Consider the following 11,707-nt stretch of genomic DNA (forward strand, 5'->3'; position numbering starts at 1 on the left):
TCTTCTTCAGGGTGACACGGACGGCATTGTAGGGTGTTACGCTGGCCTGGAAACGCTGGCCCACATTGGCGCCGGATGCCACATATCGCCCGGGCGTGACCGTCACGACGGTTTTGCCGGCCGCCGGCTCGATCGTCTGTCCTGAGCTTTGAACGACAACCCCTGGCATGCCGTTGTCGGTCAGTGTGGTGACAACCGCTGTGTTGACTTTGGTCATGTTCGAGGCGGCGGTGATCGCCGCCAGGTCCACCATTGCCTGGGCTTCGCGGCGCTCGGTGTAGATCGAGGCTTCGTCGATCGCCACCGCGGCCAGCGCCAGCGCCACCGGCGCGCTCAATGCCGCCATGACGGTGAAGTTCGCTTTCCTGTCACTCAGCATCAACCGGGCAAGCCGACCGATCCCATTGCACGCATGCAGCAGCATTCAAATGCCCCCGACCCTGATCGTTGACTGGCGCTTGATCGTGGTCCCGGGCATGGCTATGCCCGGGAAAAGGTTCCAGATCGGCAGGTTGCGGGCGTCGTACTGGATGGAAACCACGAACTGGCTTCCATCAGCCGTGCTGTCGTTGGCCTGGTAGGTCAACTTGCTGACATCCACGAAGGGATATCCGCCGGCATTGTTGGTGACGAAGCTGGCTACGAGCGTCTGGCGTTCGGTCTGGTTCAACCCGGCAATTGCCGTACGGGCGGCATCCGCTGCGATCTGTTGGATCGAGTTGGCGGCGCCGAAGTATATACCATATGCAACCATTCCGAGTAGAAGAAGAATGAAAATCGGTGAAAGCAAGGCAAATTCGACCGCAGAAGTGCCGTGTTCTTCTTGAAATTTCCGCATTAATTGACGGATTTTGGGCAATTTACTTGCTCTGTTACTCATAGCCGCCACGCGTCTGAAAGTTCGAACCATATAGAAGGTACTCATAATGTAACCCCAGGTTGCTTAAGAACGCATTAAGACATTCCGGCACACTGGCATGGCTCCGATTCGCGGTGAAAAATGGCGTCGAGGTGAAGAAACCAAGTCAAGCTTCTGGTTTCGGCTGGTGTTTCAGCGGCCACGCCATAGCTTTCGTCCGCCTTACTTTGGGTGACCCAGAGAGTCTGTTGAAATAAAAATTCTCCGCGTTAGTGTCTGGGGCACGAGCCGCAGGACGGGAACCAGCGGCGCGCTCAAAGGGGTCAGATATCGGCTCCAGGGCGTCAACACTTAATAGGCGCGCCAACGGCAGCGCCGACAGGGAGAACTTCATGCTGAAAAACATGCTGAAGGCGACGGTGCTCGCCACGACCATGGCGCTGGCCGCCGGCACGTTCTACACGCCGGCTTTCGCCGAGACCGTCTATAACAGAGGTAGCGCCGCCGAAGCGGAGACGGTCGATCCGCACAAGACCTCGACAGTCTACGAAGCCGATATCATACGCGACCTGTTCCAGGGCCTGGTCATGCATGACCAGAAGACGAACCTCATTCCGGGCGCGGCCGAAAGCTGGACAGTGTCCGACGACGGCACTGTCTACACCTTCAAGCTGCGCAAGGATGGCCTCTGGTCGGATGGCAGCCCGGTGACGGCGGACGACTTCGTCTATTCGTTTCGTCGGCTGGAAGACCCGGCCACCGCTGCCGAATACGCCTCGATGCTGTACCCGGTGAAGGGTGCGGAGGACGTCAACACCAAGAAGGGCAAGCCGGAGGATATGGGTGTCAAAGCGATTGACGCAAATACCCTCGAAGTCACGCTGAAGGCGCCGACGCCTTACTTCCTGGAGATGCTGACCCACCAGGCCGCCTATCCGGTCAACAAGGCTTCGATCGACAAGCTCGGCGCCGACTGGATCAAGGCGGGTAATCTCGTTTCGAACGGCGCCTATACGCTGGCCGAGTGGATACCCAACGACCACATGAAGCTGGTCAAGAATCCGAAATTCTGGGACGCCGCGACCGTCAAGATGGACGTCGTCAACTATATCCCGACCGAAGACCGCTCATCGGCGATGAAGCGCTTCGAGGCCGGCGAACTCGACAGCTACGGCGACCTGCCGACTGAACAGCTCGCGGATCTCAAGACCAAGTTCGGCGACCAGATCCGCGTCGGACCTTATCTCGGCACCTATTATTATGCGATCAAGACCGACAAGGCGCCGTGGGACAATGTCGAACTGCGCAACGCCATCTCGATGGCGATCGACCGCGACTTCCTCGCTGAGAAGGTCTGGCAGAACTCGATGCTGCCTGGCTATTCGATGGTGCCTCCGGGCATCGCGGGCTACACGCCGGCAATGGCCAAATACGCCGACATGTCGCAGATCGACCGCGAGGACGCTGCCAAGAAGACCCTCGAGAAACTCGGCTATACGCCCGAGCATCCATTGAAGATGGAGATCCGCTACAACACTTCGGAAAACCACAAGAACACGGCCGTCGCCATCCAGGAACAGTTGAAGCCGCTCGGCATCGACGTCTCGCTGGTCAACACCGACACCAAGACCCACTACTCCTTCCTCGAGCAGAAGGGCGACTACGACGTGGCGCGTGCCGCCTGGATCGCCGACTACAAGGATCCGGAGACCTTCCTCGGCATCACCCGCAAGGCCAGCGGCAACAATTATTCGAGCTATGTCAGCCCGGCATATGAAGCGGCCATGGACAAGGCTGCGGCTGCCGGCGGCAAACCGGAAGAGCGCATGAAGGACCTCACTGAGGCCGAGCGCATCCTTGTCGATGACGTCGGTAACATTCCGCTTCTCTACTACAGCTTCCACGACATCGTTTCCTCGAAGCTGCATGGCTTCGACGACAATGTGATGGACATCCATCCGTCCCGCTTCATCAGCAAGGACTGATCCTTAGCCGGGCCGCCGCGCAACGAGACGCGCGGCGGTGCTGGTTTGCCATCGCATCGGCCCGGGAACCGGAATCGATTTTCGGCATGTCGGTGCGAAGATTTGAAGGCTAGGGCGCAACCGTCCAACTGGACGCGCGTTGCTCTGGATCAAGCGGGGCACCGATGCTGCGATACGTATTACGGCGGCTTCTGACCGCCATCCCGACGCTGTTCGTCATCGTGACCATGGCGTTTTTCCTGATGCGCGTCGCGCCGGGCGGCCCATTCAACCAGGAGCGGGGGCTGAGCCCCGAGATCAGGGCCAATCTCGAAGCCCAGTTCGGCCTCAACGATCCGCTCTGGCTGCAATTCGTCCATTATCTCGGCAATCTGCTGCGCGGCAATTTCGGCCCGAGCTACAACATGCCGGACTTCACCGTCACCGAACTCTTCGCCAAGGGCCTGCCTATATCGGTTCAGCTCGGTGCCTCGGCGCTCGTCCTGGCGCTGCTGCTCGGTTGTGTGCTCGGCACCATTGCGGCGCTTAACCAGAACAAGCTTGGCGACTATACGGTGATCGCGCTGGCGACGGCCGGCAGCACCATCCCAACCTTCGTCATCGCGCCGGTGATCCAACTCCTGTTCGGGCTGACCTGGAGGCTGCTGCCGATCGGTGGGTGGGGCGATGGCGCTTTCATCAACAAGGTCGGTCCGGTGTTGACGCTCGCTCTGCCGCAGATCGCCATCGTCGCCCGGCTGATGCGTGGCTCGATGATCGAATCCTTGCGGTCCCACCACATCCGCACGGCGCGCGCGCTCGGCCTGTCCGATTGGTCGGTGGTGGTCAAGCACGCGCTGCGCGGTGCCATCCTGCCGATCGTCTCCTTCACCGGTCCGGCGGCGGCGGCATTGCTGACCGGCTCGGTCATTGTCGAGACGATCTTCTCCATTCCAGGCGTCGGCCGCTATTTCGTCGATGCCGCGCTCAATCGTGACTACACGCTGGTGATGGGAACGGTGGTGGTGATCGCCATCTTTACCATTGTCTTCAACCTGATCGTCGACGTCATGTACGCGGTCGTCGATCCGAGGGTGCGCTATGACTGACATCGCAGCCACAGCCCCCACCGTCATCGGCCGTTCGCTCTGGGGGGACGCCTGGGCGCGGCTCAAGGCCAATCGCGCCGCCATGTTCAGCCTGTACTACCTTGCCCTGATCGGTGTCGTCAGCGTGTTCGGGCCGTGGTTCGTGCCGCATCAATACACAACCATCTATGCCGACTATGTGCGCATGCCGCCAAGCCTGTCAGCCTATCCGAAGGCCGACATGATCGAGACGGCGCTCACCGAAGCGATCAAGCGCATGCGGGTCGACATCAAGGAGTGGCGGCAGGAGGGCAACCAGGTCTTCGTCACAGTCAAGTCGACCAGGCCGATCGACGATCGCAACATCCGCTATCTCGACCGTTCCGATGCCTTTGACGACACCAAGATCGAGAGCAAGTCGCCCGACGGTCTCGAAGTGACGATGAGCGCCTCGATCAAGCAGCAATATTTCGTGTTCGGCACCGACAACACCGGCCGGGACCTGTTGTCGCGCACGCTGATGGCCGGGCGCATATCGCTGGCCATCGGCCTGCTCGCGGGTGTCGTGGCGGTGGTCATCGGCGTGGTCTACGGGGCCGCTGCCGGCTTTGCCGGCGGCAAGGTCGACGAGGTGATGATGCGCATCGTCGACGTGCTCTATTCCTTGCCCTTCATCTTCTTCGTCATCATGCTGGTAGTGTTTTTCGGCCGCAACTTTGTGCTGATGTTCCTGGCGGTCGGCGCCGTGCTGTGGCTCGACATGGCGCGCATCGTGCGCGGCCAGGCGCTGTCGATCCGCCGGCAGGAATATGTTCAGGCGGCGGAAGCCATGGGTGTCGGCCAGCGCGGTATCCTGCTGCGCCACGTCATCCCCAACCTGCTCGGCCCGGTGGTGATCTACATGACGCTGCTGGTGCCTCAGGTCATCATCCTGGAAAGCTTCCTGTCGTTTCTCGGCCTCGGCGTGCAGGAGCCGATGACCAGCTGGGGCGTGCTGATCTCGGTCGGCGCCAAGAACATCGGCACCGCCAACTGGCTGCTCCTGTTTCCCGCCTTCTTCCTCGTCTCGACGCTGTTCGCGCTTAACTTCGTCGGCGACGGCCTGCGCGACGCACTGGACCCGAGAGATCGATAAAGATGGGGATCGCTAAGATGGCTGCTTCCGAAACGATCCTCAGCGTCAAGGATCTGCGTGTCCGCTTCCGTACGCTCGACGGCGCAGTCGAGGCGGTGAAGGGCATCAGCATCCACGTCAATGCGGGCGAGACCGTTGCCGTGGTTGGCGAATCCGGGTCCGGCAAAAGCCAGACGATGATGGCGGCGATGAGCCTGCTGGCATCGAATGGCGAAGCGACAGGCAGCGTCGATTATCGCGGCCGCAATCTTCTGACGCTCAGCAAATCCGAGCTCAACCAGGTTCGTGGCCGCAAGATCAGCATGATCTTTCAGGAGCCGATGACTTCGCTCGATCCGCTCTATTCGATCGGCAACCAGTTGATCGAGCCGATCCGCCGGCACCGGGGCCTGAATGCCGCCGAGGCGCGGGAAGAGGCGCTCAAGCTGCTGCGGCTGGTGCATATTCCCGATCCCGAGCGGCGGATGAAATCCTATCCGCATGAAATGTCCGGTGGCCAGCGCCAGCGTGTGATGATCGCGATGGCGCTCGCCAACGACCCTGACATATTGATCGCCGACGAGCCGACGACGGCGCTCGACGTGACCATCCAGGCGCAGATCCTGATGCTTCTGGCCGAATTGCAGCGCAAGCTCGGCATGGCGATCGTCTTCATCACCCACGATCTTGGCATCGTCCGCCGCTTTGCCGACCGGGTCTATGTCATGCGCCAGGGCGAGGTTGTCGAGGAGGGGGAGGCGGAGGCCATCTTCGTCAATCCCCAGCATGCCTACACGAAAATGCTGCTGGCGGCCGAGCCGGCCGGCAGCAAGGCGCCGCCGCCCGCCAATGCTCCGGTGCTGCTCGAAGGCAGAAATGTCGAAGTGACGTTCAGGATTGGCGGCGGGTTTCTTGCTGGTGAACCGCTGATGCTGCGTGCCGTCGATCACATCTCGATCCGGCTGCAGCGAAACCAGACCATCGGCATCGTTGGTGAATCCGGCTCGGGCAAGTCGACGCTCGGCCGCGCCTTGCTGCGGCTGTTGCCGAGCGACGGGCTTATCCGTTTCGGCGATCGCGACATTTCCCAAGCCGACAGGCAGGCGATGCGGCCGCTGCGGCGCCAGATGCAGCTCGTCTTCCAGGACCCGTTCGGCTCGCTGTCGCCGCGCATGACCGTCGGCCAGGTCATCACCGAAGGACTTCTGGTGCATGAGCCTGATCTTTCGGGCAAGCAGCGTGATCAACGCGCGGTCGACGCCTTGCGCGAGGTCGGCCTCGACCCCAACGCACGCAATCGCTACCCGCACGAATTCTCCGGCGGCCAGCGGCAGCGCATCGCCATTGCTCGCGCCATGATCCTGAAGCCCAGGCTGGTGGTATTGGATGAGCCGACCTCAGCGCTCGATCGCTCTGTGCAGAAACAGATCGTCGAACTGCTGCGCAAGCTGCAGGCGGACCACGAATTGTCCTATCTCTTCATCAGCCACGATCTGTCGGTCGTGCGCGCCATGGCCGACTACATCATCGTCATGAAACAGGGCAAGATCGTCGAGGAAGGGCCGACTGAGGCGATCTTCAGCGATCCGCGGCACGCCTACACACAGACGCTGATGGCCGCGGCGATCGACGTGACGCGATTTCGCCTGAGCGCCTGAACCGGGCTCCGCACCGAGGCATTGGCTGTCCGCTCAATTCGCGGACCTGGGGCACTTGCGTGCTCGCACAGCGGCAATGGCATCCTGTTGCTGCTTAAGCCGGTCGATCCTGGCTGTTTCACGGTTGGCTACCGCCGTCTTCACGCGTGAGCCGCCGAGCAGCCAGCGTGGAACATTGGTGTTGGCCACCTTGCCGCGCGTGATTGCCGTTTGCGAGATGTCACGGGCGACGTCTCCCATCGCCCTGTTGAGGTCGGTGCACGTCATCGAATCGTATTTCGCTGCATCGACGGTTCTGCCGAGCGATGAACAGCCAGCGAAGAGAACCAGCGTCATCACAAGAATCAAGGGCGGGGCTGTGGTTGAATTCAAATTCATGTCGCACTCGGCCCGCCGTTTTCGCTGACTCCATCAGGTCCATCGACCCTAAAGCCGACGGACCTTTTCGTCAAAATATGCGGCCCGCGAAGAAACCTGCCACCGGCCAGCCTTTGCGTCCGGCGCAGGAACATTCTCTGCCACTCGAATTGCTATCTGGCGCGTGTTGGGTTCAATCACTGGTGAACGCAGAGAGCCCGTCCCGGCGACGTCGGGCGGGCCTTTCCTACGCTGCTTCAGCCACGAACGTCGACGGGGGGCAACCGCCGAGCACTGCCTGAGCGATGTCGGCGTCATTTTCATCGACATGCGCCATCACCAGAACCACCCCCTCGGCAACGTCTTGATCATCCGCCTTCATGGCGGCCATGGCGAATGTTCCAAACAGACCGCCGGCAACGCTGCCACAGACCGCGCCCGCCACCGCTGTTGGCAGCACGCTCGCAGCAAGAGGATTGGTGCCATAGGCCGCAACGGCGCTCAGGCAGGCCAACACGCCGGCGGCAGCGCCAAGTAACGATCCCAAAGCGGAAACCCTAAGAGATCCCGCCTCGTTATTGTAAGGCCCGATGATGGCGATCTGTACGCGAGGAATTCCGGCCGCCACCAAGTCGCTGGCGACCCGCGCCGCATCGGCGGGGGAATCAAAAAGTCTGCTAATCGTCGGCATGGTCGCTTAACGCTTCTGGCTGTTCAGCGTCGTGTCGGTGAGGAATGACGCGGCAATCAGGTCGTCAATCTCGATTCGGCCCTCGTCGCCCTCCATGATGGCCGCGACCTTCTGGAAGGTCTTCATCTCGTCTTCGGTAATCTGGGCTTCCTGCATCCTGGCTTTGATCTCTGTCATGCGCATGCCCAGGGCATGGGATTTCTTGGTCTCACGGTTCGACATGCTGCTGCTCTTTAGTTTTTCATTGATCGTTTTTCGCCCACCACCCGAATTTGGGGCAAGGGCAAGCGTTTCCAACCTGGACTTCGGTCGGGCAGGGGCTGGACTTAAGTCTGGTTGCGGGCATGATTGGGATGCGTGCCAAAGGCCTCTCGTGGCCCCACTCCCATTAAGACCCGACTCCCATCAAGAATCGGGGCCGGATCCCTGCGTCGGTACCCGTCGTTCGATCACCACGGGATGGTGCCGATGGGTTAGGACGAAACCTGTCACGACAGTGCTGTCGTGGTGATGATGCCGGCGCCTATGATCATGGGACGCACGACGGAACATTAGGCGTGCCTGATGGTTTATTTCTCGCAGCCGGGATCACGATTTGGTGTCTGCTGCAGATCAGTCGGCAAAGGCTGGTCGGCCCGCGTTCTCCGCCAGAGGCGCGGGCTTCCCCAGGCAACAGGAGAGAGATCATGAACAACATCATTTGGCTCGTTGGAGCTGTAGTCATCGTGATAGCGATCTTGAGCTTTTTTGGCCTCCGCTGAGCGGAAACGCGCGTATCCGTCAGGATCTTTCCAGAATCTGTCCGCGAGCGCACGCATGAAAGCATCAGGCGGCCGGTTGGACCGTCCGGTTACTGTCCAGTGCAACAGGCATCGCTGTCGGCCGAGTCACAGAGGCACGGCGAATAGAAATTCGCCCATCCGACTGACGGGGGACGCGAGCAGTCTCGCTTGAGGGGCAGGTGGAGCGCCGAAGTCGGGATGCGCTAACTCTTTGTTTTTTCTGGTCGGAGTGGCAGGATTTGAACCTGCGACCCCCTCGTCCCGAACGGCGTAGGCTCCCAGAAAGCTCAACAGATTCAACGAAACTCATTCAAGCTGGTCTATCTCTGTTCCGCCCATGTTCCGCGAAACGTTGCGGAAAAATTGCGAAACTACCTTTGTTCACGTGTAGACCCTGACACTGTGCAGCGACTGAATAAAGTCCATAAGCGCGGGGTCTCGCCGAAACCATTCACTCCTAATATGGAGGTGCCTCCACCGTTTATGGCGTTCCCGTTCGACTCCCAAAGTTCCGAACTCGGTAGCCAGGCAGACTAGCACGTTGGGGTTTCCTTGCTGGAATTGTCGCAGCCTCTGGCTCATGGAAAGGGCGGTATACCCGATCTTCACCGGGTAGTCGTTTGAATGCGGGCATGTCACATAGTAGATGATAGCGTTGTCTGTTCGCGGCGCAATGAACGTGCCGTCACGGTATTGCTCTAGCCGCTCCCGAGCCTTGTCGGCGTCGTCTTCGCTGAAGCCCGTCCTGATGCTTCGCCCATAGTCAAGGATCACCCATCCTTTGCGGCCATCTTCGTTGCGCAGGAATAGGCGAGGCGGCTTTCTGGTTCTTGGCATCAGTTCACCTCAGTAGGCATCGGCGGCCGATTTCTGAAAGTCAGGATCGTTGTGCAGATAGGTGCGCTCGTACTCCTCCGCCGTCAAGCCGAGCGAAGCAGCAGCCTCGTTGGGCGGCACATTGGCCTGTGCGAGCCACGTACCGCGCGTGTGGCGCAAGACGTGCGGCGTGACGGTCGACGGCAGCTGAGCGGCCGCTATGGCGCTCCTGAAGGCCTTGTTGGGCTTCGTGACCTGGCTCCCGAGATAGTTGACGATGTAGCGCAGCCCGACCTTCTCTTCGCTCCACCCGTCCAGTCGCCGCCAGCGCTTCAGGTGCGCGATCAGCCGGCGGGCAATCTTCACAGGCGGCTTGCGCTTGTTGTGCGCCACGCGCTCGCCCTCTGCCCGTCTGAAGATCACGCCTCGATCGAGGTCAGCCCATCCGCCGGTCGTGCTTCGGATCCACTGTAGGGACAGGATCGCGCCAGGCCGCGTGCCTGTATAGAGGCCGATCAGGATCAGGCGGGCGAGGTGAGCGCGCTTCTGATCGCGACGGCGCTTCCAATAGGCGTTGTCGCCTGTGCCTTCCTTCTCCCAGCCGAGCGCGGCCCACAACAGTTCTGCCGCCTGCGATCGGGTCAGGTAGACCTCGCGTGGCGTGCCCTTGTCCGGCAGGGTGAAGGCCGGCAGGACGTCCAGTCCGTATTCTTTGTGATAGTGGCGCACGGCGGCGCGCATGACTTCCAAGTCTCGCCTGGCTCCCGACCGTGTGCCGCGGTGGATTTCGAACTCCCGGCAAAGCTTGCCCTTGACCTCTGAAACGGTCTTGGCGCCGAAGAAATCGTTGAGCCGGCCGATGGTCTGCTGCGTCTCTTTGGGCCTTGCTGACCCTGCCGACTTCTCATCCAGGTAGACGGTAAGAACCGCGCCAAGCGTTATTTCTGAAGCTCTGCCGCCCTTGGGCGCTTCGTATTTGCTGGCGAGATAGTCGTTGAGGGCCTGCCCAGCTTCTGCAACCTGATGCGCAAGGCATCCTGTGCGGTGATGAGTTGCTCCGTCGAGGATGACCCATGTTGAGCGCTGCCTGTCTCCGTCCTTTTCGGTTCGGAGCCAGAGGCGGGGCGGCTTGCGGGCACGCGGCATTTTTCCTTCATCTCCTCGATGGCTCGCCTGGTAACGAAATCCTTGCGGGCAATCTGTGTCATCACCAGACGGCCCTTTGCCGCCTCAGTGCGCAACGCTGACGGCGAAAGTCGGCCACCGAAGAACAACCGGCACGCTTCCGCAAGGGTCACAGGCTCGTCGTCCCCGATATCCACCGATGCCGTCAGCGCCCTCGGCATCTACCCTTCCCCATCGATAGAGGGAGGGGCGGCGAAGACCCCAGTCCGCGAATCCAGAATGCCGTTGGCGCAGGCCCGCCAGAGCAGCACGTCGACGGTTGCCGTCCGGTACCCAGTGGTGCCAGCGAGCCGTTCGCAAAGCTCCTGTGCGGTCACTCCCTCACGGTCTGCGAGGCGCTGGAGATGCACGTCAGGCTTGGCAACATCGGCGCCGAAGTTCTTCGCGAGATGGTATTTGGTTATGCCGCCGATCCATGGCAGCGAGGCGCAGAACTCGATCTTGTTGGGCGCAGCGCTATAGCCAGCCAGAAGAGCCTCGCGGTCGCGCCAGATCACGTCGATTGCTTTCGCCTTGCCAGGATGGCCAAACACCGCGAACGCGCTTATTCCACCCTGTATGGCCGCCATGACCTTGGCGAATATCTTGACGGCAATGGTGTTCTTCATGCCCGAATTGCAGATGACGAAAATGGCTTCCGAAGCGAAATCGTCAGAGTCGACTGGCGGCTTGATGTTTTCGGACCACGAGATGTCATCCTGACCTTGCTCGCCAAGCGCTGCCACAAGGCACATGAATTCGTCATGGGTTATCGCGCTCAAGCTCCTTCCTCCCCTTCTTGAGAAAGGGAACGGGCGGCGCGGCGTAGGTCGCCCATGGTTACGCGGACCGGCTTTGACGGGTGCTGATCGTGGCCAAACGCCATCCGGCCATCGGTCATTACCACTTGGTTATCCGGCACGACCAAGCTTGCAATTTCAGCGTCGGTCAGTTCGGCGCTTTCCTTGGGTTGCAACCTGCGTTGGCCTTCAACTGCCAGTTTGTCGGATGCGGCAGCCATCGCCGAAAACGGCGCCAGCGCAGCCTTCAGCCGAAGGATATCGGCCTGGGTGGAGGCGCGTTCGGCATCTGCTGTCGCCAGCCGATCGATTAGCGTCTGCACGGTGCAGATGATGCTATCCTCGGCGTCCTGGCGCTTATCGTCGTCGGCAAAGTCCAGGCCTTCGATATCAGCCATGACGCTTTCGATGATG

At 60.7% G+C, this 11,707-nt stretch carries 13 protein-coding genes; 4 read left to right on the forward strand and 9 right to left on the reverse strand.

Translation table 11 applies throughout. The features are described 5' to 3' along the window. Positions 1 to 424, reverse strand: a 424-nt coding sequence (locus tag EOC06_RS42305) for a pilus assembly protein TadG-related protein (protein WP_245469506.1), incomplete at its 3' end; no start/stop codon positions are given. Continuing rightward, positions 425 to 838, reverse strand: coding sequence for a TadE family protein (locus EOC06_RS11945; RefSeq protein ID WP_185928987.1), 414 nt, complete (start codon positions 836 to 838; stop codon positions 425 to 427). It abuts the gene before it with no gap. Between the two features lie 413 nt (positions 839 to 1,251). Between EOC06_RS11945 and EOC06_RS11950 the strand changes: the two genes are divergently transcribed. The 4 genes from EOC06_RS11950 to EOC06_RS11965 all read left to right on the forward strand — a co-directional run bounded on the left by EOC06_RS11950 (position 1,252) and on the right by EOC06_RS11965 (position 6,683). Continuing rightward, the gene (locus tag EOC06_RS11950; protein WP_128307836.1) at positions 1,252 to 2,844 is read left to right on the forward strand and encodes a peptide ABC transporter substrate-binding protein; all 1,593 of its coding nucleotides are present in this window, start codon (positions 1,252 to 1,254) and stop codon (positions 2,842 to 2,844) included. A 164-nt stretch (positions 2,845 to 3,008) separates the two neighbouring features. Further along, a complete protein-coding gene (locus EOC06_RS11955) occupies positions 3,009 to 3,932 on the forward strand; it encodes an ABC transporter permease subunit (protein ID WP_127322904.1) in 924 nt (307 codons plus the stop codon). Next, positions 3,925 to 5,046 carry an ABC transporter permease gene (locus tag EOC06_RS11960; protein WP_127380086.1) on the forward strand — a complete coding sequence of 374 codons (1,122 nt, stop codon included), beginning with the start codon at positions 3,925 to 3,927 and terminating at the stop codon, positions 5,044 to 5,046. Before EOC06_RS11955 ends, EOC06_RS11960 begins: the two co-directional genes overlap by 8 nt. A gap of 17 nt (positions 5,047 to 5,063) precedes the next feature. Beyond that, on the forward strand, positions 5,064 to 6,683 hold the full coding sequence (locus EOC06_RS11965) for an ABC transporter ATP-binding protein (protein WP_127327168.1): 1,620 nt from the start codon (positions 5,064 to 5,066) through the stop codon (positions 6,681 to 6,683). 33 nt (positions 6,684 to 6,716) lie between these two features. Here EOC06_RS11965 and EOC06_RS11970 read toward each other — a convergent pair whose 3' ends face one another. From EOC06_RS11970 to EOC06_RS12010, 7 genes are all read right to left on the reverse strand, one after another. Then, complete coding sequence (locus EOC06_RS11970; protein ID WP_128307837.1) at positions 6,717 to 7,061, reverse strand: hypothetical protein; 345 nt, start codon at positions 7,059 to 7,061, stop codon at positions 6,717 to 6,719. A gap of 226 nt (positions 7,062 to 7,287) precedes the next feature. After that, positions 7,288 to 7,731: a hypothetical protein gene (locus tag EOC06_RS42310; protein WP_245469507.1), complete on the reverse strand. Its 444-nt coding sequence runs from the start codon at positions 7,729 to 7,731 to the stop codon at positions 7,288 to 7,290. A 6-nt stretch (positions 7,732 to 7,737) separates the two neighbouring features. After that, the gene (locus tag EOC06_RS11980) at positions 7,738 to 8,028 is read right to left on the reverse strand and encodes a hypothetical protein (protein WP_306462346.1); all 291 of its coding nucleotides are present in this window, start codon (positions 8,026 to 8,028) and stop codon (positions 7,738 to 7,740) included. 866 nt (positions 8,029 to 8,894) lie between these two features. After that, the gene (locus EOC06_RS45125; protein ID WP_128307839.1) at positions 8,895 to 9,350 is read right to left on the reverse strand and encodes a GIY-YIG nuclease family protein; all 456 of its coding nucleotides are present in this window, start codon (positions 9,348 to 9,350) and stop codon (positions 8,895 to 8,897) included. Between the two features lie 9 nt (positions 9,351 to 9,359). After that, entirely contained in the window at positions 9,360 to 10,475 is a 1,116-nt protein-coding gene (locus EOC06_RS11995; protein WP_128307840.1) for a tyrosine-type recombinase/integrase, read from the reverse strand. 200 nt (positions 10,476 to 10,675) lie between these two features. Continuing rightward, the gene (locus tag EOC06_RS12005) at positions 10,676 to 11,275 is read right to left on the reverse strand and encodes a hypothetical protein (protein ID WP_128307841.1); all 600 of its coding nucleotides are present in this window, start codon (positions 11,273 to 11,275) and stop codon (positions 10,676 to 10,678) included. Then, positions 11,272 to 11,707, reverse strand: a 436-nt coding sequence (locus tag EOC06_RS12010) for a hypothetical protein (RefSeq protein ID WP_206631180.1), incomplete at its 5' end; no start/stop codon positions are given. The genes EOC06_RS12005 and EOC06_RS12010, both read right to left, overlap by 4 nt.

This window comes from Mesorhizobium sp. M7A.F.Ca.MR.362.00.0.0, from assembly GCF_004023175.1.
Lineage (GTDB): Bacteria > Pseudomonadota > Alphaproteobacteria > Rhizobiales > Rhizobiaceae > Mesorhizobium.